The 26,568-nt window shown below is 59.7% G+C and carries 21 protein-coding genes and 5 pseudogenes; 16 read left to right on the plus strand and 10 right to left on the minus strand.

The annotated features are described in order from the left end of the window. The first annotated feature begins 163 nt into the window (after positions 1–163). Complete coding sequence (locus tag ACZL02_RS16990; RefSeq protein WP_472940084.1) at positions 164–754, plus strand: transglutaminase-like cysteine peptidase; 591 nt, start codon at positions 164–166, stop codon at positions 752–754. Positions 755–1,029: 275 nt separating this feature from the next. Here ACZL02_RS16990 and ACZL02_RS16995 read toward each other — a convergent pair whose 3' ends face one another. Then, entirely contained in the window at positions 1,030–1,926 is an 897-nt protein-coding gene (locus ACZL02_RS16995) for a UTP--glucose-1-phosphate uridylyltransferase (protein WP_472940085.1), read from the minus strand. A 595-nt stretch (positions 1,927–2,521) separates the two neighbouring features. Continuing rightward, positions 2,522–3,004, minus strand: a complete 483-nt coding sequence (locus ACZL02_RS17000; RefSeq protein WP_472940086.1) for a hypothetical protein — start codon at positions 3,002–3,004, stop codon at positions 2,522–2,524. Positions 3,005–4,290: 1,286 nt separating this feature from the next. Between ACZL02_RS17000 and ACZL02_RS17005 the strand changes: the two genes are divergently transcribed. Both ACZL02_RS17005 and ACZL02_RS17010 read left to right on the plus strand, forming a co-directional pair. After that, entirely contained in the window at positions 4,291–4,542 is a 252-nt protein-coding gene (locus tag ACZL02_RS17005; protein ID WP_472940087.1) for a hypothetical protein, read from the plus strand. A 223-nt stretch (positions 4,543–4,765) separates the two neighbouring features. Beyond that, a pseudogene (locus ACZL02_RS17010) lies at positions 4,766–4,921 on the plus strand (IS66 family transposase); the annotation flags it as partial. 58 nt (positions 4,922–4,979) lie between these two features. On the opposite strand, the pseudogene ACZL02_RS17015 reads toward ACZL02_RS17010, so the two are convergent. Then, positions 4,980–5,140 (minus strand): annotated as a pseudogene (locus tag ACZL02_RS17015) (IS3 family transposase); the annotation flags it as partial. A 543-nt stretch (positions 5,141–5,683) separates the two neighbouring features. Then, on the minus strand, positions 5,684–7,099 hold the full coding sequence (locus ACZL02_RS17020) for a phosphomannomutase (protein WP_472940088.1): 1,416 nt from the start codon (positions 7,097–7,099) through the stop codon (positions 5,684–5,686). Positions 7,100–7,337: 238 nt separating this feature from the next. On the opposite strand from ACZL02_RS17020, the gene ACZL02_RS17025 reads away from it, so the two are divergent. The 5 genes and pseudogenes from ACZL02_RS17025 to ACZL02_RS17045 all read left to right on the plus strand — a co-directional run bounded on the left by ACZL02_RS17025 (position 7,338) and on the right by ACZL02_RS17045 (position 12,365). Beyond that, the gene (locus tag ACZL02_RS17025) at positions 7,338–7,517 is read left to right on the plus strand and encodes a transposase (protein WP_472940089.1); all 180 of its coding nucleotides are present in this window, start codon (positions 7,338–7,340) and stop codon (positions 7,515–7,517) included. 115 nt (positions 7,518–7,632) lie between these two features. Then, positions 7,633–8,873, plus strand: a protein-coding gene (locus ACZL02_RS17030) for an IS3 family transposase (protein ID WP_472940090.1) whose coding sequence is annotated in 2 segments (ribosomal slippage) — positions 7,633–7,993 and positions 7,993–8,873 — 1,242 coding nt in all. Because the reading frame shifts where the segments join, the coding sequence is not laid out codon by codon here. 36 nt (positions 8,874–8,909) lie between these two features. Beyond that, positions 8,910–9,407: pseudogene (locus tag ACZL02_RS17035) on the plus strand (transposase); the annotation flags it as partial. A gap of 1,301 nt (positions 9,408–10,708) precedes the next feature. Beyond that, positions 10,709–11,463 (plus strand): IS5 family transposase gene (locus tag ACZL02_RS17040; RefSeq protein ID WP_472940091.1). Its coding sequence is split into 2 segments (ribosomal slippage): positions 10,709–11,042 and positions 11,042–11,463, totalling 756 coding nucleotides; the frame shifts between segments, so codons are not numbered across the junction. A 374-nt stretch (positions 11,464–11,837) separates the two neighbouring features. Beyond that, positions 11,838–12,365, plus strand: coding sequence for a PilZ domain-containing protein (locus ACZL02_RS17045; RefSeq protein WP_472940092.1), 528 nt, complete (start codon positions 11,838–11,840; stop codon positions 12,363–12,365). A gap of 559 nt (positions 12,366–12,924) precedes the next feature. Here the strand turns inward: ACZL02_RS17045 and ACZL02_RS17050 are convergent. Beyond that, complete coding sequence (locus ACZL02_RS17050; RefSeq protein ID WP_472940371.1) at positions 12,925–13,761, minus strand: IS5 family transposase; 837 nt, start codon at positions 13,759–13,761, stop codon at positions 12,925–12,927. 255 nt (positions 13,762–14,016) lie between these two features. Between ACZL02_RS17050 and ACZL02_RS17055 the strand changes: the two genes are divergently transcribed. Next, positions 14,017–14,529, plus strand: coding sequence for a hypothetical protein (locus ACZL02_RS17055; protein WP_472940093.1), 513 nt, complete (start codon positions 14,017–14,019; stop codon positions 14,527–14,529). Between the two features lie 961 nt (positions 14,530–15,490). Beyond that, positions 15,491–15,786, plus strand: a pseudogene (locus ACZL02_RS17060) (transposase); the annotation flags it as partial. Between the two features lie 57 nt (positions 15,787–15,843). Here ACZL02_RS17060 and ACZL02_RS17065 read toward each other — a convergent pair. From ACZL02_RS17065 to ACZL02_RS17075, 3 genes and pseudogenes are all read right to left on the minus strand, one after another. Beyond that, positions 15,844–16,114, minus strand: a pseudogene (locus tag ACZL02_RS17065) (DDE-type integrase/transposase/recombinase); the annotation flags it as partial. Between the two features lie 39 nt (positions 16,115–16,153). Further along, positions 16,154–16,291, minus strand: coding sequence for a hypothetical protein (locus tag ACZL02_RS17070; RefSeq protein ID WP_472940380.1), 138 nt, complete (start codon positions 16,289–16,291; stop codon positions 16,154–16,156). A gap of 518 nt (positions 16,292–16,809) precedes the next feature. Continuing rightward, a complete protein-coding gene (locus ACZL02_RS17075) occupies positions 16,810–17,565 on the minus strand; it encodes a hypothetical protein (RefSeq protein WP_472940095.1) in 756 nt (251 codons plus the stop codon). Here ACZL02_RS17075 and hisN point away from each other — a divergent pair. The 3 genes from hisN to ACZL02_RS17090 all read left to right on the plus strand — a co-directional run bounded on the left by hisN (position 17,564) and on the right by ACZL02_RS17090 (position 19,530). Further along, positions 17,564–18,364, plus strand: coding sequence for a histidinol-phosphatase (gene hisN / locus ACZL02_RS17080; protein ID WP_472940096.1), 801 nt, complete (start codon positions 17,564–17,566; stop codon positions 18,362–18,364). The genes ACZL02_RS17075 and hisN overlap by 2 nt on opposite strands. 42 nt (positions 18,365–18,406) lie before the next feature. Beyond that, positions 18,407–18,574 carry a DUF2256 domain-containing protein gene (locus tag ACZL02_RS17085; protein ID WP_472940097.1) on the plus strand — a complete coding sequence of 56 codons (168 nt, stop codon included), beginning with the start codon at positions 18,407–18,409 and terminating at the stop codon, positions 18,572–18,574. Positions 18,575–18,864: 290 nt separating this feature from the next. Then, positions 18,865–19,530, plus strand: a complete 666-nt coding sequence (locus ACZL02_RS17090) for a MarC family protein (protein ID WP_472940098.1) — start codon at positions 18,865–18,867, stop codon at positions 19,528–19,530. Positions 19,531–19,552: 22 nt separating this feature from the next. Here the strand turns inward: ACZL02_RS17090 and ACZL02_RS17095 are convergent, their stop codons facing one another. Beyond that, the gene (locus ACZL02_RS17095; RefSeq protein ID WP_472940099.1) at positions 19,553–20,971 is read right to left on the minus strand and encodes an MFS transporter; all 1,419 of its coding nucleotides are present in this window, start codon (positions 20,969–20,971) and stop codon (positions 19,553–19,555) included. Positions 20,972–21,088: 117 nt separating this feature from the next. Then, positions 21,089–21,535 carry a MarR family winged helix-turn-helix transcriptional regulator gene (locus ACZL02_RS17100; RefSeq protein WP_472940100.1) on the minus strand — a complete coding sequence of 149 codons (447 nt, stop codon included), beginning with the start codon at positions 21,533–21,535 and terminating at the stop codon, positions 21,089–21,091. Positions 21,536–21,763: 228 nt separating this feature from the next. Between ACZL02_RS17100 and ku the strand changes: the two genes are divergently transcribed. The 3 genes from ku to ACZL02_RS17115 all read left to right on the plus strand — a co-directional run bounded on the left by ku (position 21,764) and on the right by ACZL02_RS17115 (position 26,529). Beyond that, entirely contained in the window at positions 21,764–22,732 is a 969-nt protein-coding gene (ku, locus tag ACZL02_RS17105; protein ID WP_472940101.1) for a non-homologous end joining protein Ku, read from the plus strand. A 1-nt stretch (position 22,733) separates the two neighbouring features. Beyond that, a complete protein-coding gene (ligD, locus tag ACZL02_RS17110) occupies positions 22,734–25,406 on the plus strand; it encodes a DNA ligase D (RefSeq protein WP_472940102.1) in 2,673 nt (890 codons plus the stop codon). Between the two features lie 619 nt (positions 25,407–26,025). Continuing rightward, positions 26,026–26,529 (plus strand): MarR family winged helix-turn-helix transcriptional regulator, encoded by a 504-nt coding sequence (locus tag ACZL02_RS17115; RefSeq protein ID WP_472940103.1) that lies wholly within the window; start codon positions 26,026–26,028, stop codon positions 26,527–26,529. Positions 26,530–26,568: the final 39 nt, after the last annotated feature.

The raw sequence follows: 26,568 nt of genomic DNA on the forward strand, positions 1-26,568 counted from the left end.
CGTGGCAGTTGCAAATCGGCAGAGCCGTATCTTCCTCGTCTGACATTTATTCGCTTTCGTGCTGCTTACTGCGAAGACCTTTCAAGTTTGACTGAATTGCTGAAGCGGATGATAGGCGCCGCTGTGTTGTATTACCGTGAGCCGATTCACGGGAGCATTTCCAATGCTGAGCAAATGGACGATGGGAATTTTCGCATCGGTATTGACAGTCGGCAGCGCCATAACGACGACTGCCAACGCCGGCGCCATCGACTTCACGCGCCAAAGCACTCCGCTTAGAAGTTTCGTCCGCATCAGCGAGGGCAGCAGCACGCTCGCTCCGTTTGCCTATATCCGTTTCTGCGTCGACAACCCGGACGACTGCCGGCCGTCGGCCCCTGCGACATTGACGTGGGACAAGCCGACCCGCGCGCTGGTTGCTTTGGCAAACCGTCGTGTCAATCACCGCATCAGGGGCGTGAGCGAAGTCGGCGACAATTGGACGGCCGGACCGAAGTCTGGCGATTGCGAAGACTTCGCCCTGACCAAGCGACGCGACCTACTGGCGCTCGGCATTCCCGGCTCTGCTTTGCGGATGGCCGTTGCTTTGACGCCATCGGGTGAAGGCCACGCTGTTCTCGTGGTCTCTACAGACGAGGGTGACGTTGTGCTGGATAATCGCTTCGACAGCATACTTGCTTGGCATAAGACGGACCTGTCTTGGCAGAAAATAGCCTCGGCTACCAATCCGAAGATCTGGCGCTCGGTCTACTAGGAACGTCCGACGTGTTTAAAATGCTTCGGCCTGCCGGATACGAAGGGCCAAGGCCGAGTCCTTCGACAGGGTGGTCCTAACGGAGCACTCCCAGACCGGAAAACCAAGCTGATCTGATTTTGCTCCCGGACCGGCGATAGCGTCTGTTACGCTATCGCCGGTACTTCTCAGATGTGCGCGAAGGCTGCACCCACTGTTAGCCCATGCTGACCAAGGTCTTGTCTGCAACGCAGCGGTAGCCGCCGCCATAGATGGCAGCGCTACCGCTCCAGCATTCAGGCAACCTGGGTGTGTCCGCCAGAGGCCCGGATTAATTCGTTGATCGGCTCGTAGACGAGATCGCGGATGTCAGGCCGGGCCAAGGCGAAAGCCACGTTAGCCTGAATGAAGCCATCCTTGGCGCCACAGTCGAAGGTTTTGCCTTCGTAAGGACGCGCATAGAACTTTTGGTTTTCGGACAGGCGCAGCATAGCATCGGTCAGCTGGATCTCGTTACCGGCGCCCTTGGCCTGCGTGCCAAGGATGCCGAACACTTCCGGTTGAAGGATATAGCGGCCATTGATATAGAAGTTCGACGGCGCAACAGCCGGCGCTGGCTTCTCGACCATTTCTGTGATCGCAAAGCCGGGCCCAACGGCGTCGCCTCTTCCGACAATGCCATAGCTGCCGGTTTGGCTCGGATCGCACTGCTCGACGGCAATGACGTTACCACCGGTTATCCCGTAGAGATTCATCAAGCCGGACAGACAGCCTTCTTCGCCGAAGCACACCATGTCCGGAAGGAGCACCGCGAAAGGCTCGTCGCCGATGATGTCGCGGGCGCACCATATTGCGTGACCGAGTCCGAGCGGCGATTGCTGGCGGGTAAAGCTCATAGAACCTGGCGGCGGCAGGAGGCTTTCCAACGCGCTCAACTGTTCCCTCTTGCCCTTTTCGCTAAGCGTGACGTAAAGTTCCGGCTGGATATCGAAATAGTCCTCGATTGTTGCCTTATTGCGGCCGGTGACGAAGACGATGTGCTCGATCCCAGCTTCCAGTGCCTCGTCGACTGCGTATTGCACGACCGGGCGATCGACAATGGTCAACATTTCCTTCGGCATAGATTTTGTCGCCGGCAGGAAGCGCGTGCCGAGGCCCGCGACCGGGATGACGGCCTTTCTGACTTTCTTCAACAAAGTAGCTCCTCGTGGGGATGGTTCTAAGGGGATAATACGTAGCGCGCGTGATGGCGTGTTCGGTCCGGAATGGTGGGTTGCAGTACGAGCATAGCGGCTTGCCTGTCAGAGCGGAATTCAAATTCCGAAGCTCTCGCCACCGGGCGATGGGGACGACATCTCCCTCCTATCGAGATCCACGTGCGGGAAACGGCGGGGACGTTAGCGTATTCATGTCGTCCCGGAACCGTGCAGAAGTAAGGGCAAGATCGATCTCCAATAAGGACGGGCGGTCGGCGCCGAGAGACATGACCTCACTACAGGTTAACCCCGGCTGAACGACCATCTCGATTCTGTCGGTTTAATCGAAAAGAGACTTTCAAAGCCGCGTCTCCAGCTCGCCCTTCTTGGCCGCGAATTTCGTTGTCACTTAACACCGCTGCATCGCGCACTTCTGACAGACGGCGCAGAGTGGCGAGAATGTCGGGGTCCGGCGACGAACGAGCGGCCGGCCAAGACTCGGTCACTACCGGATCTAGCCGTGGCAACGTCGGCAACGGAGACGAGGCGCGCCGGCGCTGCCGCACCTATTCTCGAGGGAGGTCGCATGAGGCTACTCGACCTGTTGCGACTGCTTAGGAGATGCCTCATCCGTTACCTCGGTCATGTCCACAAGGTCGACGCTGCGGTGCTGGCTGTTGAACCGCAGCATCTTTCTTGCCTCCTGCCCCTGCGCGACTCCGCCAATTTGGTGGTCGCTGGCATCGTAGAGGCGGACGTCGCCACAATCTTCAACCAATACCCGACGGCTAATTGAAAAGACGGCGTAGCGACGTCCGGTCTGCGCGCCGCTGGACACAGGGTCACCTAGGTGGCGTGGCCACCAGGCGCGCCCGCCGAGCCGGGAAGCGAAGGTTGGGGGCGCAGGCTTCCTGCAGTCTGCAGTCTTGGATAGTTGGACGCGCTCGGGCACGGCGCCTCCGGCAGTGTAGTCGGCAACAATCCGGCCGTCGACGAGCATCGCGACAAGATTTTCCGCCAGGTAGCCAACACGGGCTTTCCAGTCGTTGTTAAACATGTCGCCAATGATCAGCATGCGGCCCTGCGACCATTGCCGCAGGACTCGGCATGGCTGAACTGCGCGAGGCCGCCGCCTCACGCCTGGATCGACGCTGCCATCAATTCGGTGGCCTCGAGTCAGAAGCCGTGCCGTGCGGCCATCGCCAAACCGCTTTGCCTACTTCGTCCGTCCAACGCTCTGTCGTAGAGATCTCTTGCTTCGCCGTCGTAAACTAGAGCCGCTGAAGTTAATGAAAAACTACCGTCTTTCATGAAGTTGTGGAAAAAAAATTATGTAGGCATCCGATTTTATCGCAAGGAATCGCCTGCCATGCCCGCTATCCCATTTGATCCTTCCGAGGCGCTTACCTTGGCGGCTGGACGAGCAGCTGCTACGCGGCCGATCGCGCTGCTTTAATTCCGCACGCCGCTGAAGGTAGATAGCAAAGCCGTCGAAAGCCCGGCTACCGTCGCCAACCGAATCGAGGCCAGGATGCGACGGATGATCGAGGCGCGCTATCCCCAGCAATGAGATCTAAAGCGAGGAGTTCGGCGTGAGGTTTAGGCAGTGGCCTAACCTGGGTGTTTAACTAAATCAGCAGCAGCAAGAGATTTATCACCGGTTTGCGGTTATTTGGCACCCTAATTGCATTCGCCTTTGAGGGCCCGCCCCTCTCCGGATGATCGATATTCCCGCCACCGGCGAGCGCTGGACTGGTTCACCGCTCGGCGCCAACTTCGGAAACAGAACCGTCGCCACCATCGGACGCACAGCGCTGCTCGACGCCCGGCCCTATGCTACATCTCCGGAGTTGTTCAGCGGTGAGACGCTCAGCACGTTCAGGCGCGTTGCCGAACTGGCGTTTATGCGCACTATGGCGGCTACTACTACTGCGAGGCTTACTCGCCTCTGGCCACTGCGATTTAAGGACGGAGAGAGGCTTGCAACCTTATGACTAAATGGCGCCTGTGCCGGTTGATCGAGGCCGCGGGAGGGTGGTCACCGACTAGACAGGTGCAAAGCTGAAGATGGGCTCGGCAGGGGACGGGGTGGCCGTCGCTGAATGCCGAAGTAACCCCGATGATTAGGGGCTAAACGTTACGCCCGGGTGTGGGATTTATAGTCAGTATGGGCCAAGGTCTAATTTTAACCCCGGACATCCAACGAGAACTGGATTCGGTACGAAGGCGGCCACACCAACATAATCGAACCCGACCGATAGGCCGTATAAATGACAACTAAATTGTTGATTTCGGGTGCAAGTTCTTTTGCTGTGCAGCATTCTGTGCCATCCTCAGCATCAGTTCGAGGAGGCGATCGCTATGAGCAAAGAACGCACCTTCAGCCGCGTGCTAGGGCACATTCAAGATCCTACAGTCGCCGCGATTGGATCAAGCGGCGGCGCCGCAATTGGCTGTGTACTCACTGCTTTAGCTGGTGCACAGGGTTTTTCAGGCTTGATACTTCTGATGATGGCCGCTGGCTTTGGATCCTTTGTCGGCTATCGCATTACTAAGTCACTAAATACGAAATTCGGCGATCATCAGCCTTCAAAACACCTGACAAAACAGTGACCAGTAGATAAGTTAATTTCTTGTAACGAATATCGATTAATCTTTAGTCGTGGCAGCCGAGCACTCCTCCAAGAGCACATTTAGTATAAAATCTATTTAGTGAAGAGGTGGATGCACCGGGCCGCGGCTTGCAGCAGGGCATTAGGTAATAGCATTTGTGCGTCGCACGCGTCGCAATTACCCGCCAACTTGTCACCGTACGAAATGTTTGATCCATTTTCTGATGGATCGCGGTGATTTGCAGCGGGTTACGGAGGAAGAGTTTATGGATCTGGGGCTGAAAATTCAGCGTCCAGAGAAGACGTCACGCAATTCATCGATGCCGCCTTCGAGTGACCGCTGGGAACGCCGTGAGCAGGCTAGAGCAAATCCGGTTCATAGCCGGCAACGGCAAAGTAATTGGCATTCATCAGGTCTGAAGGGCGGGATGACGGTGCCACGCCGCTCAGCTTGAAGGTGTTGGACTGAACGTATCTGACGTCCGTGGATTTGAGTTTTCGGTCGATCCGGATCGCAATGCATTCCCGGGTGAACTCGTCTATCACGTTCAGCATTCGGACTGCCAGCCGTTGTAGGTGCGACTATTGATGAATTGATAGAATAACTAGGATAAACCTATACGAGGCGGCTACGACTCTTCCGACGCGGAAACTGCGCTTCTCGACGCTCAAGGCCTGGGGCCTGAAGTTGGCGAAGACGTTTGCGTTTAAAAAGGCGAGGATCGCCGTAGCTCGGAAGATGGCAGTGATCCTACACACCATGTGGAAAACCAACACCCCATTCCGTTGGAGCCAGGTGGCGGCGGCATAACCACTGCCACGTCGCTCAACTGACTTTGACGGATGCGTCCCCGCCGGGACGTTTGGCGCGGATCAGGCCGTCCCTAAAAATGCGGTGCCATCGGCAACCACGAGGACTACGTCGGTCGATCCGACCATCTGACGCCAACATGCGGCGATCCACCGAGACCGACCGCGGAGAGAACCATGAAACCAGAGTGTGCGCAGACTCCAATTAGCCAGCTTGACTAACGTGATTAGCGACATTTTTGAGGGGGCAGACCACAACGCGCTGTTATAAAGTTGAAAGTTGAAATAACGAAACGTATAGGCCGACGCTAGAGCAACGAAAATCGGTGACACTATACCGATCCGACTGCATCCGCCGCCTGCTTGAGGCCCCACGTGAGCACTGCCTTGGCACGGTTGGCACTCGACGCCTCAACATAGCAGCGCAGTTCCGGCGCGTTTCCAGAGGCACGGTAGTGGATCACCGTGTTGTCCGCGAGCCGCATATGTGCGCCGTCGAGGCGGTCCACGGCCACCACCTCGCCTATGTCCTGCGTGAACGCGTGCCGGTAGTCGGCATCGTCCAAGAGCTTTGCTAGGAAGGCACCGCTCGCGACTGCCGGCACCTCTTGAAGGCGATGGGAGGCGGTATGTCCAGCGTCAAGGCCAGCAACGATGGCGCTGAGACCCTGCTTCTTCTCGGCGATGCTGGCAAGAACACTGACGATTGGCAGCATGGCGTCGCGCGTTGGCAAGGCCTTCAAGAGCCGGCCGCCCCGAACGACGTCGGTACCGAGCAGAACGCCGCCATTCGCCTCAAAGCCGATGACGCCGCCGGCAGCGTCAGCTTCCGCCATCCTGGCGATCACGAAGGGCGAGCCGACGCGGGTGCGGATCACGGTTTTGGCGATGCCGGTGCGTTCGATCGCCGAGGCGGAGGTGATCGGCGTTACGATGGTGCCCATGCCAAGATACGCCGAAGTCAAGAGGCCAATGATATCGCCGCGCAGGATGGCGCCGGTCTCGTCAGCAACGAGTGGCCGATCGGCGTCGCCGTCGGCCGAGACGAACGCGTCAAAGCCGCCGCCCTTCGCCCAGCCGGCGATCAGTGCTTTGTCCTCTTCGCGGTGCGCTTCGGTGTCGACAGGAATGAAGGACTCGGAGCGGCCAAGGCTGACCGTCTTGGCGCCTAGGCCCTTGAGCACCTCCCTTATTACATCTCGGGCGACGGTGCTCTGCTCGTAAATGCCGACGGTGAGGCCGGCGAGGGCATCCGGCGCAAAGAAGTCGAGGCTGCGAGCGACATAGGCGTCGAGCGCCGCATGTGGCGTCGCGTCGTCGGCACTGGTCGGAACGACGGTATCGAGCGCGCCGAGATCGTCTAAGGCCGCGAGGATGCACGCCTCGTCATCCTTGGTGATCTCGCCGTCTGCCCGGTAGAATTTCAATCCGTTCCGGTCGTCAGGGATGTGGCTGCCGGTTACCATCACCGCGGAACAGGCGAGTTCCATGGCGGCAAGTGCGAGCGCAGGGGTCGGCACCGCACCGCAGTCGAACGGCGTGTAGCCGGCATCGCGTGCAGCGGCAATGCAAAGGGCGGCGATCGCCGGGCTCGACGACCGCAGATCCCGGCCGATCAGCACTTTTCGCGGTGAGTCGCCCTGCGAGTCATGGTGGAGAAAGGCGAGGGTGAAGGCGTAGCTCGGCGAGCCGAGAAGATCGACGACGAGGCCGCGCAGGCCGCTGGTTCCGAATTTTAGGCTGCTCACGCGGGATCCTCTTGCTGGTCGTGCCGGGCTTTTGGCTACACCATCGCTTCGCAGCTTTAAACAAAAAAGCTAGGCGTATCGGTGGACCGAGGCTCTCTTCCAATCGTCGCAGCCTTACTCCGCGGTAGGGTAGTCGTACTTGCCGGGCATCAACTCGTTTAGAGCCTAACCCGAAAAGTATGACGCGGTTTCAGTAGGTTGTGACCCCATCAGGTTGCGATACAGGATGGAGTCGACGATGGCCTGGACCAAAACCGCCCGGCGCGCCTATAGGCGCCGTGGGAAGCGCTATTTTAGTGGTCTCAGCGATCGGGAATGGGCGCAGATCGCGCCGTTCCTGCCGAAGCCGCCGCCGATCAAGCGTCCACGGACTACGGACCTTCGCGAGGTTGTCAATGCCGTCCTGTATCTCACTTAAAGCGGCTGTGCTTGGTCGCTGATGCCCCAAGAGTTTCCGCCTTTCGCGACGGTCTGGAACGCACCCCATTTAGACCGGACAGGTTGCATAGCCGATAAGGCATAGGCATCCGCATATGAGTACGACTATGTCGAAAGCTCCTGATGGCCCGTTTTCTCGGGTTGAAGTGATCACCTCTGTGCAGCGCCGGCGGCGATGGTCGACGGCCGAGAAGGTCCGCCTCGTCGATGAGGCGATGCAGCCGGTAATGAGCGTGTCCTTCGTGGCGCGGCAGGCGGGTGTCTCCCCGTCGCAGCTCTTTGCCTGGAAGCGCCGGATGCTGGAGGGCGGCCATGCCGCCGTCCAGGCCGACGAGGATGTCGTCGGCACGTCGAGAGTCCGCGATCTGGAGAAGCGGGTCCGCGACCTCGAGCGGCTGCTCGGCCGCAAGACGATGGAGAACGAGATCCTCAAGGAGGCGCTCGACGTCGCTCGCCCAAAAAAACGGACATCGCCCTTGCTGTCCTGGAGCGATCCGACGGACGGTTCCCGGTGAGCACCGTGGCGCGGACGCTGGACGTCGCTCGTTCCCACATCAACGAGCGACGCGGCAGGGCGGTGAAGCTGCGGGGGCCGTATCGCAAGGCGAAGGATGCTGAGTTCCTCGCGCCGATCCGTGCCATCGTCGACGCTCGGCCGACCTATGGCTACCGACGGGTCACCGCGCTGCTGAACCGTCGCCTGCGGGCGGAGGGGCAGCCGACGGTCAATGCCAAACGGGTGTTGAGGATCATGCAGCATCACGGCCTGACGCTGGAGCGCCATACCGCACGGCGGCCCGGCCGAACGAATGACGGCATCGTCATCGCGCTGCGCTCCAACGTGCGTTGGTGCTCCGACCATCTGGAGATCCATGCCCGCAACCGCGAGGTCGTGCGCATCCTCTTTGTGCTCGATGCCTGCGACCGCGAGATTATAGCCTGGTCGGCCGTGGCGCAGGCCGGCATCTCCGGCGAGATGGTGCGCGACCTCATGGTCACCGCCGTCGAGCGCCGCTTCGGCACGACCAAGGTCCCGCATGCCGTCGAATGGCTGTCGGCCAATGGCAGCTCCTACATCGCCAATGACTCTGCCGACACCGCCCGCGCCCTTGGCCTGACGCTGCTCTTCACGCCCGTGCGCAGCCCGGAGTCGAACGGCATGTCCGAGGCCTTCGTCAAAACGCTAAAACGGGACTACGCCAGCATCACCGTTCTGCCCGTTGCCGCCACCATTCTCGCCTTGCTCCCCGACTGGATCGAGGATTATTGCGAGGTCCACCCGCACTCAGGTCTGAAGTTCCACTCGCCCCGCGAGTTCATCAGGCTTAGTGCTTAGACCCAACCGCCGCCTGTCCGGCGAAATGGGGTCCATTCCACGGTCCAACGATATTTCTATGACTGGTAAGGCCGTGGCTTGCTGCGCAGTATCAGCGGCCATCTCACCATGGCGGCGGGCGAACTGGAGGGCCGTGAGGCGGTCCCGAGCGCCGGCGCCATCGAAAGCCGGATCGTCAAGACCACCGAAAGCGGCGGCATCCGGGGCTTTGATGCCGGCAAGAAGATCAAGGACCAAGTGCGCCACATCGTCACCGATACGCTTGGCTTGATGGTCGGGCTCGTCGTTCACGGCCTTGACATCCAGGATCGGAACGATGTCGTCCCTGTCCTCGCCTCGATCCGCCATCGCCATCAAAGGCTTCGAGATCCTGCCGCGCCGAAGGTTGGTGGAGCTGACCTTTGCCTAGCTCGGCCGCTGCCGCAGGCTGGCCAAGGACTTCAATAAACCATCGACAGTGCCGAGGCCTGGATCCTCGTCGCCAACCCTTGTCTCTTCAACCGACGCGTCGCAAGGTATCGCTATTCCTCATAGAGCTTTGAGTCAGGCTCTAAGGATCTTAGCCGCTATTGTTGATTACGGGTCCCTATTCAATGTGCAAATTTTGCTCACTGAGCTGCTGACTTAGGTTGCTATTTATCATTTGGTTATCTGCATTTTCTGTGATTTGATCCATTCAGACGGAAAAAATTCCGCTACGGGAGGATCTGATTATGAGTATTATAGTTGACTTCGCACGACAGGACTCAAAGCCCGCCGCTACGTCTAAAATGCAGCCTAGTCCTGCAAAGGGTATAATTGTTGGGTCAGCATTATCGGCAATTTTTTGGATTGCGCTGGCGGCAATATTTATCGTCTACACTTAGCGGGCAATTGCGGCAGCGTCTACGAGGGGCATTGGAGCAATATTAGGCATTCAGTTCCGTCATTTGATATACTGGACCGTACGCGAGTTATTCCGGCTTTGATTTCCATTATTTTTAAATGAACTCGTATGGTGTGAGGTCTTCGATCGCTTTCAATGTTCCACCGAAGTTGTAGGTGTCGATGAAGCCCAGCAAGGTAAAGTCGCAGTTATGCGTGAGCGACAAGGTGAAAGTGCTTGGCGTCCGCATCCTTAATCGCAAGGTTTATTAGTCCTCCCTGCCCGCAGGTCGGAAAATAGCTGCTTTCGTCATGCAATATTTAAAACCGTTTTATCTCATATCCAATTAAATTAGTCCTTAAATGCAAATCGATCACATTTTAAATTTCTTAGATTAAAGCCTTTATTTTCAATAACTTTATAGCTTATATATTACGGCGTCACGCTAATTTTTATTGTTTTTAAAGCTACTACTATTATCTTGGCTTTAAGTTGAAGCTCGGCAAAGGAAAAGTTGGACGTTATTTCCATAAATACAAAGCTTGCGGTATCGCTTAGCCGGAATGACCGCGGCAACGCCTCTTGCCTTGAGGTCGGCAAGGATTAGGTAGGCGTCGTATTCCTTGACGGCGAGCAGGACACAGGGCTTGGGACTGGGCTGGTCCCTGACCGGCGCATGGCATTTCATATCGGAGACCTCACCGCCGCTCAGCCTGATAGCTACAGTCAGGCTTTTAGCAGTGCGGCGAAACTAGATCTTCAGTCGCGAAGCCCCCCCCCCCTCTTGACCACGACAGGCTCTAAGAAGGCCCATTCCGCATCCGACTTCAAACCTCGAAGAACACCGCCCTCCGCAAAGATCAGCCTTGAATCAGTCAGCGCGTGATTGGGGACTCCTCCTTGGCCCTAGGCTCAGGACCTATTAAACTCGATTGAGATGTGATTCAGAATCTCCCTGGAGGAGATTTGGATGTCTGATCTTTTTTTGCTGAGCGAGCGCCAGATGGCGCGGATATCGCCGCACTTTCCCTTGGCGCATGGGGTGCCGCGGGTGGATGACCGGCGAGTGGTGAGCGGCATTGTCTATGTCATCCGCAACGGTCTTCAGTGGAAGGATGCCCCGAAAGCCTGCGGTCCGCACAAGACGCTCTACAACCGCTTCATCCGCTGGAGCCGGCTCGGTGTGTTCAACCGGATCTTTGCCGCACTGGCGGGCGAAGGGCCGAGGCCGGAGCGGATCATGATCGATGCCACGCACCTGAAAGCCCACCGCACGGCGGCGAGCCTTCTAAAAAAGGGGATGTTCCCCGACGCATCGGACGCACCAAGGGCGGCCTGAACTCCAAGCTGCACGCCGTGTGCGACGGAGAAGGCCGCCCGCTCGTCATGTGTCTGTCGGAAGGCCAGATGAGCGACTACAACGGCGCGGCCCTGATGCTGGAGTGCCTACCCAAGGCCAAGGTCATGCTGGCCGACAAGGGATACGACGCCGACTGGTTCCGCCAGGCGCTCGCTTTGCGCGGCATCGCCGCCTGCATTCCCGCCCGTGCTAAGCGCAAGGCGCCCGTGGCCCACGACGCCGTGCTCTACCGCCAGCGCCACAAGATTGAGATCATGTTCGGCCGGCTTAAGGACTGGCGCCGCATCCACACCCGCTACGACAGATGCGCCCACACCTTCTTCTCGGCAATCTGCATCGCTGCCGCCGTCATCTTCTGGCTTTGATCAATGAGTCCTGAGGCTAAGCGCCTAGTCCTTTGCAGTGCTCTGAGTCATCCATCCATAGATTCCGCAGCAGGCTCGCCCGCCAGGAGCATGTGCGGGATTTTGACAGATCTAGGGCTAATGGAGGTTCCAAATAGAAAGGCTTTTTCGAAATTTGCTATTACAAATATGGACATCTTTTTATTATTATTATGCCGCTGAATATTTTCTTTCAACCCATACGGCCACAACGTCTCCTTATTTTATCTAAATTATATTTTACGATTTAATGAAAATTGTTGTTATAAGATTTACCTGTATTTCATATTTTTGTTCTAGATTGGGCCCTCTAACATTAGAATACTTAATATTAACCCCTTGAGGCCACAGTAACAATGCAATCAAAAAACGCATTCTTTGAGGAAATAGACTCCCGAAAAAGATCTCGCCGTACACTGCGCCTACTCGTAAACGCAGAAATCCATAATGGACAGTCTAAGGCTGTCATACATGACTTATCTGAAGCGGGTATTCTAATCGAGACAAAAGAAAGAATTGAAATTGGCGAATGGCTGCACGTCGATATCCCCGATGCAGGACTTAAACTCGCACAGGTGACCTGGGGTAGCGGCCAATTTTTCGGCTGCAAGTTCTCTGAGGAGATATCGAAGTCATCTGTAAGTGCTACTGTCCTAAGGGCCCCTCCTCAATTAATGGATCCAGTTACCGTTATCGAAGAAATGGAGAGCGTTGATTCTTTATATTCAGGAGCAACTCGTTACCGAGAAGAATTCTTGTCAGAAAGGCAAGGGCCGACGGTCAATGTTTTACTAAACGGCGCAACCAGCAGCAAAATAAGAATTATTTCAATTGGATTTTGTTTAATTTTTTGGACAGCGTTAAGCCTGTACATTATACGTTAATTTGATTTAGCCAATTTAACTTCTCGGATATTTAGATATGAGCCCTCAATACGTTTTCAGTCTTTTCCAGAAAGCTGCGGCTGCGATGCTTACGAACCCAGCGGCGGGCCAGATGAACGTTTATAAGGATACCAGTTTGACACCACGCGGTACAGAGCGTTGGGTACAACCGATACTTGGCGGAAATTCTGCTATAACTGCTGCGACTGCGGCGGGATCTGCTTGCGCACGGTTCGCAAGTGGGGTGGCCCGCTTGAAGCCGGAGTGAGCGTCCGAGCTTCTCAATCGATCGCTCCAAGTTGGAACGAGGATCAGAGAGGTTTGTTTGGTAGGGCTTGGAAGCTGGTGCCCGGATCGGGAGCATATGCGCCGCTACATCGTCGCTGACGCAGAAACGCTTGAAAGCATTGCGCTTATGGAACTCGGCAGCCGACACTTTTGGCTACGAGTGTTCGCATGGAACGCAAGTGTTTTCCCAAAGGGGATTTGGGCAACCGACCGCATCATGCCCGGGGTCGTTTTGCTACTGCCTACAACGCTTAGAGCCCGATTCAAAAGTTCACGAGTAAATCCAATATCTTGCGATGCGCCTGGTGAGCATTCGGATGCTGGCGATGAGCGTCCAGGCAGTCGCGCTTTCAATTGATCGTTCCCAGTCCTTGGCAAGACGACGGCACCGGCCAAGCCAAGCGAAGGTTCGCTCAACCACCCAGCGACGCGGCAGAACCGTAAAGCCCTTGGCCGTGTCCGATCGCTTGATGATCTCAATCGTCCAATCACCGTGTCCGCGCAGCGAGCCTCGCAGCTTATCGCCGGCATAGCCGCCATCGGCAAAGATGTTGCGCAGCCAGGGAAACCGGTAACTCAAGAACTTCAGCACCGTTGTCGCCCCGTCGCGATCCTGAATGTCGGCGCCATGAACGACGACAACGAGCATGAAGCCGAGTGTGTCGGTGATGATGTGGCGCTTGCGTCCCTTGATTTTCTTGCCCGCGTCATACCCGCAAACCCCTCCGCTTTCGGTGGTTTTGACGCTTTGGCTGTCGATCACGCCGGCTGTCGGACTGGCCTCACGCCCTTCCAACTCGCGAGCGCCGATGACCAGAAGGCCGTTGATCGTCGACAACAGTGCGCTGTCACGCCAGCCGTAGAAATAGCCGCGAACAGTCGAGGCCGGCGGAAAATCGGCAGGCAGCATTCGCCATTGGCAACCACTCGAGGCAACGTAAAGGATGGCGTTCATTACCTCCCGTAGGCAGGTCGTCCGCAGCCTGCCGCCACGCTTGGCCGATGGCAGCATCGGCGCAATCAGCGCCCATTCCCTTTCCGTCAGATCGCTTGGATAGCGAACGCATCTGCGGCTATGCTCAAGCCGAGCGGTATCATCCCAGGCCATTTCCATTCCCCATCGTCTCGACAACGTACGGGAATCACAACCTGCTGATATCGCTCAACTCCTTTTCGCTCGGGCTCTTAGATAATTAAGGCGCCAAGCATGGCGGCTCGCGTCCCGAGCCCCATGGAATTCTCTAGGCATGAAAAGGCCGCTGCGAGCGGCCTTTGCGAAAATAAAATCTACCGCTTATGAGCATGATCATGATCTATCGGAGCGATTCAAAGATCGGCCAATCCCCGCCAACCCAAGGAACCAATGACATCACTGCTCAAAGAATTGTCGGTTGCCATCGGCTTACTTGGCAGCGATCACGTTCCAACTGCCGACGCGGATGGCTGGAAGGGTTATGTATGGCACGTCCGTCCTGCTGACACATGCGAGGTTAAAGACGATCACGGATTTTGCGAGATCGCGACAAAAAGGTGGGATTGGAAGCGAATGCAGTATTTCTCTTTCAGCTTGAGACTAGAGACTCAAGCGAACGCCTTTACCGCCCGGTTTAAGCTAGATAATCAGGACGCTCTGGATAAGGACAACGTCTGCGCAGTCGCACTCTTTCTCGATGATCGAAACCGCCAGATTGGGATTTTTTATCAAAATTGGGTGGCCGTTCCGAACCGGATCATTGCGCGGGATGTCCCGCTGACACCTTCATTTCCTGCGTCCGATGTTCGAACTGTTGCCGTTGGCATTAAGCAATGCGATCCAGCGGCAAAATCGGATGTCGACTATTATATGCGAACGCGCCGAATGCTCAGGCGGGACTAAAACTTTTTTTAGATTGCCTGACCAGAGGCATTCTTATGACGCCCGCCCACATCAACGTTGACAAAGCGATGCCGAGGATGGTGCGAGAATTGTCACCATGAACTTGCTTCGTTCATGAAAAAGACCTGCCTTAGCGGGTCTTGGTAATTTCGATTGATAACTAAGTTGCGCGGGAACAGGAGGCACTCGATCCTGTTCAAATTCGCCGATGCGGGAGTGTCATTTTAACGGCACGAAAGCTGCATCTAGTAGGCAGCGCATCTGAGAGAGACCATGTCGATGAATTCGCCGGATCAGAATGAAACAATTGCCATGATTTCTGAGGCAATCCCTCCGGTCGAGAGTGTCGAGGCGGGACGTCGCCAGCCAAGATCGCCAAGCTCGCCATATTTGGGATCATCGCCGTCACTATCCTCGTCGCGTGGGCAGTCGTTCTTTTTTGGTGCTTTGAGTTTATCAGCGGGACGATAGCCAGCTGGCTTTAGTGCGCTTCGCTACCCGACGAAAAGGCAGAGGCTGGACCAAAACAATGCTGCAAGGCTACATCCAAGCATTAGTCCTTCAGCAGTTTGAAGCGGATGAGCGGCGACTTGAAGACGTCGGTCGGCTGGGAATGGTGTGCGCATAGCAGTTCCTCCCTGGTGCGGAAGTTTAACTTCCGTCGAGTTTTAATCAATCAGTCGGATACGAGGCGAGCAACTCCTTAAATTTTTATGGTCCATCTGTCGCGGCACCCAGGGTAGGTCGATAAGTACAAGGTAAAGCTTCAGGTGCCAGTCCGCTCCGCCCACGCACGACATCGGCCAGATAATCGCCGGCAGGCCGACCTCAAGGCCCGATAGTAGGCCTGCCAGAAGCAGATGGCGGATTGACCAAGAGCAGCCGGCGCTAGGGAGCGTCTCCATAATCGGCTTCCCTCCAGAATCTTTGGCTGATTCAATCTCTCGTGAGGGAGGTTGCGATGCGCCGTCATGAACTGAGCGATGAGGACTGGTCAATCATTGCACCGCTTCTGCCGAACAACAGCCGCGAGGTCGCCCGCGTCAACGATCGTCGGCTGCTCTACGGGATCCTCTGGCGGTTCCGGACCGGATCGTCCTCGCGGGATGTTCCCGAGCGGTACGGGCCGCGACACCCTACAACCGCTTGAGCCGGTGGCGGGCCGCCGGTGTCTGAGACTGTCTGGTGGAAAGCGTATCAAAGGCTTATGACGGCGACATCTTAATGATCGAAAGTTCCTGCGTCCGCGTCCACCAGCAACGGGATGCGGTTGCGGTGGCTTTCCCCGATAAGGTGGCGTTCTTGGCTCCGACCCGCTGTCATCCACTCCTGCACCGCTTCAAGACGAACTCCGGACCATTGTCCGACCGAACATACCCAGGCACACCCCGCAGGATGAAGAGATTGGACTGGACGTCGATGACATCCTTGAACTTCAGCTTCTGGTCGATCCGGATAGCAAGGCATTCCCTGCTGCACTCGTCGTTGACATCGGCCCAAACGCAGAGCGTTTGGCGGCAGGCATTCGGAACTTCAGTCCGTTGTGCGTGCGATCCTCGACGAAGTCGTAGGAACAGGGATGATTGGGATATTTCCGATCTCAGCCGAAGTTAAGAGCCATCGTTTAGGACTTGCGGCCCTTGATCCTCTTGCCGGCATCAAAGCCCCGGATGCCGCCGCTTTCGGCGGTCTTGGCGATCCGGCTGTCGATGACCCCGGCGCTCGGGCTCGCCTCACGGCCCTCTAGTTCTTGCGCCGCCATGGTGAGACGCCCCTGATCCTACACAGCAAGCCAAGGTCCCACCAGTCATAAAAGGCGTTGGACCGTCGCGAAAGGCAGAAACTCTTGGGCCATAAGCGACAAAGCAAAGACGCTTTAGGTGAGATAGAGGACGGTATTGACGACTTCGCAAAGGTCCGTCGTCCGCGGACACTTTATCGGCGGCGGCTTGTGCAGGAACGGTAAGGTCAGCGCCTATTCCCGATCGGTGAGATCACTCGAAGATCGGTTCCCCTAGGCGCGTATAATTGCACCATAAGGTCTCTGTCCAGCGCATTGTCGCGCTCCATCTTGTCTCTCAGCATGACAGAAACACAACATATTGAAACCGCCCTACTCTTTGTGAATTGCTATCTAGAGAACAACTGAGAATTTGCCTTCAGAGCTGGCTCAACTTGTATTGTCAGTACAACCCAACTAATGCTGGGACTGAACAAACAAATAGCCGGGATCTTCCCGAGTTTGCTGCGCTTAATCGAATGGTTTCATTTAACGAGCGATCAGCATTTCATTTCTTCCAGTTCGGAAAGGTCAACATTGCCAGTTCGCGCGCTGAGACGCAGCGTGTTTACCGAGCTCTGTGATTGAGAAACGCCGGAAATCTCATGCTCGCCCGTATCGTAGAGCCTGACCTTCCCGTCTTCCTCGACAGCGAGGCGATGGGTCGCCGCAAAGATTGCGTAGCGTCGGCCGTTCTGCGAGCCGGTGGCACTCGGTGTCCCAAGGTGAGCCGGCCATGCAGCGCTGCTGTCGGATTGCACCGGGGCAGCGCCGGCCGCCGCATCCTGGTTCTGATCGTCGGGATGATGGTCCGGGGTATCCGTGCCGTTTCCGCTTCCAGCGCCCGTCTTCCTCGCCAAGCTTCCGTCCGCCATGGCCGCTGCAAGATCGTCGGCAAGGCGGCCGACGCGCGCCTTGAGGTCGCTGTTGAACATGTCGCCGATCATCAGCATGCCGCCCTGCGACCACTGTCCCATGCCGCCGAGTTCGGGGTGGCTGAACTGCGCCATGCGGCCATTGCCGGCCAGCAGCGCCTCGGCCATCGCTTCCGCCGCCTCGACGCCGAAACCATGTCGCGAAGCGATCTCCGAGATCGCCTGCCGTCCGTCTTCGCTGAAGTCTACCGCCATTTGTCGTCTCCTTATGCTGGAGATCGAACTAGGGCTGTTGCCCGGGATGAAAACCGCCGGCTTCCCCCTTGCCGCGAAACGCCTATAAGACGGCCGACAGATCCCCATGAGAGGACCGCCGGCCATGCCCGCTTTTCCCTTCGATCCCGCCGAGGCGCTGGCCTTTGCCGCCGAGCTTGCCGATGCAGCGCGGCCGATCGCCTTGCGCTACTTCCGCACGCCGCTGGACGTCGACAGCAAGGCGGACGAGAGCCCGGTAACGATCGCCGATCGGACGATCGAGGCGGAGATGCGCCGGATGATCGAGGCACGCTATCCCGAGCACGGGATCTACGGCGAGGAATTCGGGGTTCGCGCGGGCAATGGCCTAACCTGGGTGCTCGACCCGATCGATGGCACCCGCAGCTTCATCACCGGCCTGCCGCTGTTCGGCACCCTGATCGCCCTCGCGTCCGACGACAGGCCCTTCGTCGGCCTGATCGACATTCCTGCCACCGGCGAACGCTGGACCGGCTCGCCGCTCGGCGCCGATTTTGCGGGCAAGCCGGCCGCGACCAGCCCGCGTACGCAGCTGTCGGATGCCCGCCTCTACGCGACCTCGCCGGAACTTTTCGATGGCAAGGCGCTCGGCACCTTCCAGCACGTGGCCCAGAAGGCGCTGATGCGCCGCTATGGCGGCGACTGCTACTCTTATGGGCTGCTGGCGTCGGGGCATTGCGACCTCGTGATGGAGACGGGGCTGCAGCCGTACGACTTCATGGCGCTGGTGCCGGTGATCGAAGCCGCCGGCGGCGTCATCACCGACTGGGCGGGCGGCGAGTTGTCGATCGGCTCGGCCGGCGATGTCCTCGCCTGCTCGACACCCGCGCTGCACGCCGAGGTACTGGCGAAGATCCGCGAACAAGCCGGGATCAATCGAGCCTGATTATCAGAGCGGCCGATAAGATAACGAAGCTCCGGACGAGACATGGCGAACCGCCCGACCAAGACGCATCTCCCGCAGAAGATCTGCCAGGCCTGCGGCAGGCCGTTTGCCTGGCGCAAGAAATGGGCCCGCGACTGGGATGCGGTGAAGACCTGTTCGGAGCGCTGCAAGGGCGATCTCCGGCGTAAGGCGGCAAAGCCCGAGGCCTGAGGACGCTGTGCTCGGCAGGCGACCGCGGATCCTCGAAGCACCCTTCCCCCAAGACGCGCCGGCGACGGCACCTCGCTTCTATCGTTGGAGCGGTGGCCGTGCCGTCCAAGGGCGATATCGCTGGAAAGCCGAGCGTTGAACCGGATGCCCGGAGGATGCTTCATCTCCACGTTCAGGCGCATCGGGTCATGATGAGGTAAAGTTCCTCCCTCGGACATGCTGCACAGGCTTGCCGGAAGGCCGTGATAAACCTGACGCCGGTGGGCGCGAAAAATGGAAGGGGCGATGCCATGCAGGACGGAGTGCCATGGGTACAGAGCTTTCTGCTCGCCTTCTCCGCGCTGTTTTCGATCGTCAACCCGATCGGCACCGCGTTCATCTTCAGCCAGGTCACCGCAGAGCGCTCGCATGGCGAACGCGCCGCGCTGGCGGGGCGGATCGGGCTGTACTCCCTCCTGGTCATGCTCGGCGCGATATGGGGCGGCACCTATGTCATGAGCTTCTTCGGGGTCAGCCTTGCCGCGCTGCGGATCGCCGGCGGGCTGGTAGTCGGGGCCTTCGCCTGGCAGTTGCTCTCGGCGCCGGAAAGGCGGGAAGAGCGCAAGCAGCGCCAGGCGGACGAGGCGGTCGGCGAGGCCGACGTCGCCTTCTTCCCGCTGACCATGCCGCTGACCACCGGCCCCGGCACGATCTCCGTCGCCATCGCCCTCGGTTCCAGCCGGCCCGAGGGCGGCACGGCTTTCCTCGCCTTCTTCCTCGGCACCTCGGCTGCCGCGGCGGTGATCGCGGTGATCATCTGGCTCGCCTATCGCTGGGCCGACCGCATCACCGCACTGCTCGGCGAGACCCGCGTCCAGATCGTCTCCCGCCTCGCCGCCTTCCTGCTGCTCTGCGTCGGCACGCAGATCACGCTGAGCGGCGTGCTCGACGCCGTGGCGATGGCCGGCGGGCGGTAGCGCGGTCCACGGCCGCAACGGATCAGGAGGTGGCGGGGTCGAGACGGTAGCGGGGCCGCCCCGCCTCCATGAACAGGCGCAGATGGCGGTGCCGGACGAGATAGACGAGGGCGACGAGGGCGGCGCCGAAACCGGAGGCCGCCCCGACGCCGATCGCCCAGCGCGGGCCGAAGGCATCGGCGACAAAGCCGATGATGGGCGCACCGATCGGCGTGCAGCCGAGGGCGATGGCAAGGCGAATCGCCATCACCCGGCCGCGCATGCTCGGCTCCGTCGAGAGCTGGACGAGGCTGTTGGTGGTGTTGGTGAAGGTCAGTGCGGAGACGCCGACGACGATCAGCGCCAGGCCGAACAGGACGGCGTTCGGCATCACCGCGGCCAGCGCGCAGCCGACGCCGAACACCGCGGCACCGGTGAACAGCGGCGCGAGGCCCGGCTTCTCGCGCCCGGCCGCCAACAGCGCACCGAGCACGGTGCCGATCGCCATGGTCGAGGTGAGGAGCCCGTAGCCGCTGGCATCGCCATGGAAGACGGCGACCGACATGGTGGAGATGAAGATCGGGAAGTTCAGCCCGAAGGTCGAGATCAGGAAAAGCATCAGGAACACCGCCCGGAGATCCGGACGCTTCCAGACATAGCGGAAACCCTCGACGAGACTGCCGCGCGTTCGCACGGCGCGGGCGCTTCGGTGCAGCTCGCCGATCCGCAGCAGCGACAGCGAGACGAGAACGGCGAAGAACGAGGCGCCGTTCAGCACGAAGGACCAGCCGGAGCCGACGGCGGCGATGGTCACCCCGGCCACCGCCGGGCCGATAATCCGCGCGACGTTGAACGACATCGAGTTGAGTGCGACGGCGTTGGAGAGGTCCCTCTCGCCGACGAGTTCCGAGACGAAAGTGTGCCGCGCCGGGGCGTCGAAGGCGGCGACGCAGCCGAGCAGGAAGGCGAAGATATAGACGTGCCAGAGCTGCACGAGCCCGCTGACGGTGAGAAGCCCGAGGCCGAGCGCCAGCGCGCCGAGACCGGCCTGCGTCGCCATCAGCATGCGGCGGCGGTCGAAATGGTCGGCGGCAAAGCCGGTGAACGGCAGGAGCAGCAGATGCGGGCCGTATTGCAGCGCCATCACGAGGCCGACGGCCGTGGCGCTGTGGTCGGTCAACTGGCTCAGCACCAGCCAGTCCTGCGCGACCCGCTGCATCCACGTGCCGACATTGGAGACCAGCGCCCCGCCGGCCCAGATGCGGTAGTTGTGGTTGCGCAGCGACCGGAAACGGCCGCGCCCGCTGGCGTCGGCGCGCGCTGGTTCCGCGGGTTCATCCAGGCCGGAGGCATGAAGCGGCAAGCCGGCACCGCCCTCCGGTGCCGTCGCCTGCTGCTGCAGGATGGCGGATGAAACGGGATCCGGCGGAACGGGGTCTGTCGAGACGAAGCGGTCGGTCATGCGAAACTCCGAGAGGTCTCGGCGCGGGGCGTTTTCGTCTCGTGCGAGGCAAGCGGGGATGAAAAGGGAGAAGGCCCTTCGGCCAGGGCTGGCGTATCCGGATGCAGGTGGGCGCCTCTAGGTGTCGACCAGGCGATCGAGGAGACGGATCGCACGCGCCAGTTCGGCCTGTTCCGGCGGCGACAGGGCTTTCTCGAGCGCGTGGCAGAGCCAGTCCTCGCGCGCCGCCCGGTTGGCCTTGATGCGGGCGAGAAAGGCGGGGGTGACCGACCACAGCGTCTGGCGTCCGTCGTCCGGGTCGGGTGCGCCGACCGCAAGGCCAGCCGCCTCCAGCGCCGCCATGTTGGCCCCCATCGACTGCGGCCGCATCGCCTCGGCCTTGGCGAGCACGGTGACGGTCGCGGGCCCCTCCCGCTCGAGACGACCGAGCACGGCCATCTGGGTCCCCGTGATCTCGCCCAGATGCGCCTGCTCGCGCAGCCGTCGCCGCAGCCGTGCAGTGACCGCGCGCAGCTCTGCGGCAAGGGCGAGCGTTGCTTCCGGCTGGTTCTTCTCGGCTGTCATGCGCCTGATATAAAGGGTATGAAGGCAGACTTCAAAGGCATCCTTCAGATTTAACGGGGCCGGAAGATCAGGACCGCGTGATGGCGTTGCCGGCCTGCGGGATCGATGTGCACAAAGTCCGGCAGCGGCAAGCCGTGCGACAGCCAAACAACCCGCTCCGGAGATCCGGAACGGGCAGGACAAAGCGGCGTTGAGTCGGCAATTCCTCTCGTCCGGAGTATTGTTGAGATGGCATCCCGTCCCGTCTGGAAAGGCCAGATCCGCCTGTCGCTGGTGTCGATACCGGTGGAGATTTACGCCGCCACCAAATCGGGAGCGCAGATCTCGTTTCGCCAGATCCACCGCAAGAGCGGCAAGCGCATCCATTACGACAAGGTGGCGGAGGGGATCGGCCCCGTCGATGCCGACGAGATCATCAAAGGCTATGAGTTCGCCAAGGACGAATACGTCCTCCTGACGGACGAGGAAATCGAGGGCGTCAAGCTCGAGACCAAGAAGACGCTGGAGCTGGTCCAGTTCGTCGACAGCAATGATATCCCGCCGCTCTATTACGACAAGCCGTACTACGTCGTGCCCCAGGACGATCTGGCCGAGGATGCCTTTCGCGTCGTGCGCGATGCGTTGCGCGGCGCCAAGAAGACCGGGCTCGGCCAGCTTGCCATGCGCGGAAAGGAGTATCTTGTCGCGCTCCGGCCCTGCGGCTCCGGCCTTCTCCTCGAGACGCTGCACTATGCCGACGAGATCCAGAAGGCCGACACGATCTTCGAGGACATTTCCGATGAGACCGCCGAGGAGGACCTCCTGGCGGTGGCGAGCGAGTTGATCAAGCGCAAGACCTCGCCGTTCAAGGCCGAGAATTTCAAGAACCACTATACCGAGGCGCTGAAGCGACTGATTGCCGAGAAGCGCCAGCAAGGCGGCGAAGGCAGCCTGGTGATCGAGGACGACGACACGGCGGCGCCGAAGACCAAGAGCAATGTCATCGACCTGATGGCGAGCCTGAAGAAGAGCCTCGAAGGCGGGGGGCCGGTCGACGACAAGGCAAAGGGCAAGGCGGTCGCCGACGAGAAGCCGAAACCCGCCGCCAAGACGTCAGCCGCCAAGACGCCGGCGGCCAAGACGCCGGCGGCCAAGGCCCCTGCTGCCAAGGCTTCTGCTGCGAAGGCGCCGGCGCGCAAGCGCAAGACGGCCGCCTGACATGGCAGTCGACGCGCTGCTGAAGACCTATCGGCAAAAGCGTGATTTCGCGCGAACGCGGGAGCCTTCGGGAGAGGCATCGGCAGCCAAGGGGGAGGGTCTCGCCTTCGTCGTCCAGAAGCATGACGCGACGCGGCTGCACTACGACTTTCGCGTCGAGTTCGAGGGCGTCCTGAAAAGCTGGGCGGTGACGCGCGGTCCGAGCTACGACACCTCCGACAAGCGGCTGGCGGTGCGCACCGAAGACCATCCGATGGACTATGGCGACTTCGAAGGCACGATCCCGAAAGGCGCCTATGGCGGCGGGACGGTCATGCTCTGGGACCGCGGCACCTGGGAGCCGCAAGGCAATGCCGCAGCCGAGCTCGAGGCCGGCAACCTCAAGATGATCCTCCACGGCGAGAAGCTGAAGGGGAAGTGGGCGCTGATCCGCATGAAGCCGCGGCCCGGCGAGAAGCGCGAAAATTGGCTGCTGATCAAGGAGAAGGACGAGCTCGCCGACGCGGGCCACGACGTGCTCACCGAGGACCGCAGCGTCAAGACCGGCCGGTCCCTGGCGGAGATCGCCGATGGCGACGAGGAGTGGACCCGGCCGACGGCTTCCCCCGTCAAGGCAAAGGCGGCCGCGCCGAAGGCGAAGGTCGCCTCCAAGGCAGCTGACAAGGCGAAAGCCGAGAAGGCGGAAGATCCGGCCGCCGCGAAGGCCCCCAGCAACCAGGCGGCCAAGCCTGCCAAAGCCGGCCGCAGCAAGAAGGTGCCGGAGTTCAGGCCGCTGCAGCTCGCGACCCTCGTCGATGCCGCGCCGTCCGGCAGCGAGTGGCTGAACGAGATGAAATACGATGGCTACCGCATTCTTATCGCCATCGGCGGCAGCAAGACCAAGATCTACACCCGCAATGCGCTCGACTGGACAGACCGTTTTGCGTTCCTTCTGCCGGCGATCGCCGGACTGCCTTGTGACAGCGCCCTGATCGACGGCGAGCTTGTCGCCTTCGACAGCGACGGCAAGACCGATTTCTCGACGCTGCAGCGGCATTTGAAGGACGGGGGCGACCTCGCCTGCTTCTGCTTCGATCTCCTGATGCTCGATGGGGTCGACCTGGAGGACGAGCCGCTGACCGCACGCAAGGCAGCGCTGGAGCAGCTCCTGAAGGGCCACGAACAACCGGTTCTGCTCTACAGCGAGCACATCCGAGGAAGCGGCCCGGCCATGCTGAAACAGATCTGCGCGGCGGGGCATGAGGGCCTCATCGCCAAACGCGCCGACGCCCCCTACCGCGCCGGCCGCAGCACGGGCTGGGTGAAAGCGAAATGCACCCGGCGGCAGGAATTCGTCATCGGCGGCTTCTCACCGTCGGACAAGAAGGGACGGGCCTTCTCCTCCATCCTCATCGGGGTGAATGAGGACGGAAAGTTTCGCTACCGCGGACGCGTCGGCTCCGGGTTCGACGACGCGACGCTGACCGATCTGGCGAACCGCTTCAAAACGCTGGGGCGCGACACCTCGCCCTTCGCCGATCTTCCACGACCGATTGCGCGGACGTCGAAATACGTCGCGCCGCAGCTGGTCGCGGAAATCGACTTCGCCGAGATCACCGCAGACGGACAGGTTCGGCACGGGGTCTTCAAGGGATTGCGGGAAGACAAGCCGGCAGGCGATGTCACCGACGAGGCAGCTAAACCGGCAAACAAAATCGACGCCGAGTCATCCGTGCCTCCGCCGTCCGACGCTACACCGCCTCCGGCGACGCCGCCCAAGGTAGCCTCCCGCGGCGCGAAGGCGGTGTTGACGAAGGTCGCGGGCATCACGCTGTCGCATCCCGAGCGGGTGGTCTTCGCCAGCCAGGCGGTGACCAAGCTCGATCTCGCGGAATACTACGCGGCCGTCGCAGACCGCATGCTGGCCTATGCCGGCGGCCGGCCGCTGTCGCTGGTGCGCTGTCCCGGCGGGCGTCAGAAGGCCTGCTTTTTCCAGAAGCATGATTCCGGCGGCTTTCCCGACGTGATCCGGAAGATCGCGATCGAGGAGAAGGACGGCGGGACGGCGGATTACCTCTACGTGGCGGACGCCGCGGGACTGGTCGCCGCCGTCCAGATGAACACGCTCGAGTTCCACATCTGGGGCGCCGACATCCGCGACGTCGAGAAGCCGGACCGGGTCGTCTTCGACTTCGATCCAGACGAAAGCCTGGCCTTCGCGGATGTAAAGGCTGCCGCTTTCGACATGCGCGACCGCTTGCAGGAGATGGGGCTGGAGAGCTTTGCCCTCGTGACCGGCGGCAAGGGCGTGCATGTCGTGGTGCCGCTGTCTCGGAGGCAGGCCTGGCCGGTGGTCAAGGGATTTGCCCGCGACATGGCCCATCTTCTCGAGCGGGAGGAGCCGGCACGCTTCGTCGCCACCATGTCGAAGGCCAAGCGCAAGGGACGGATTTTCGTCGACTGGCTGCGAAACGAGCGGGGCTCCACTGCGGTCGCCCCCTACTCCACCCGCTCCCGCGAAAATGCCCCGGTCGCGGTGCCCGTCAGCTGGGACGAACTGCAGGGCCTCGGCGCGGCGAACCTCTTCCACCCCGCCGACGTGCTGAAACGCTTGGCGGACCCGGACCCTTGGGCCGGATACAGCGCGGTGAAGCAATCCCTGACGCAGGCCATCCTGAAAAAGATGGCGGGCTGAACGACGACCAGCCTCGGACCGTTACGACAGCGCAAACGGACCGGGGATTCCTCTGCCGCCAGACCTGCGTGGATGACCGGATGGCAAAGGTAGACGCTAGGCCGAGGGCTGAGGCTCACGTCAAAGTAAGCTGAGCCAAAGCCGGCATCGATATGCGCATCCGTAATATTGAGACAACGGGTCAGGATAATTGCATCCGCTCCACAGATATTTCAGAGTATGCCAAACCTTTCTGTAGATCTACGATATCACTGCATTGGCCTGCACTGAAGATATTCGCAAACACCGCACCACATTTACATCACCAAAAATAGATCCGCCGCTTTAAGGCAATCTGAAAATATAAAAATATTGGTCGATCCAAAATTTTTTGTATATTTCGCCAACGCGAACTACGAAGTCAATGCTTACCAAGCTAGAGGATTATTACTTTCATAAACAGATCATTCGGTAGTATTTTGTAAATTGCTATACTGAAATCAGTTTGGAAGATGTACGATTTCGTACAGCCTATTCTAATTTAGTAAATCTTGCTGTACCGGTGGATAAGGTTTTGCCAGCTATTGGTCGCACCCATCGAACGGGCACGACCTAGTGTTGCAAACAGGGGGATCGGGACATGCCACTTCACGCCATGGAAGCGCAGAGGGATACTGGCGCCGCTCTGCACTCGGCGATGCCGTCGAGCGACCCGGTTCCGATCGTCAGCCGGCTTCTGTCGATCTCCAAGCTTACGCGCGCCATGCTCGGACTGAAGCTCGCCGAGATCGACCTGTGTGCCGGACAGGACCAGTTGCTGGCTGTCTTCAACGATACCAGCCGCGCCAGCATTTCGACCTTGGCCAATGCGGTTTCGGTGCGGCCGTCCACCGTCTCGAAAATGGTCGACCGGCTGATCGAAAAGGGCCTCATGCAGCGGCTGCGGGACCCGAACGACGCCCGCACGACCCTCGTCGAACTGACGCCGCTCGGCTACCACCAGCAGCGGCTGGTGGCCAGCATCTGGCATGCCCTCGAACTGGACCTGACCAAGGCGCTGCATTCGCGCGACATCGAATCGCTGCGCAAGGAGCTTGAAAGGGTCGATGGCCTCCTGGCATCGCGGATGGCCCGCCTTCGGTAACTTGCGCGCACGCACCACCCAGAGTCCCGAGCCTAGAGC

This window comes from Mesocryomonas fontinalis (genome assembly GCF_055730125.2).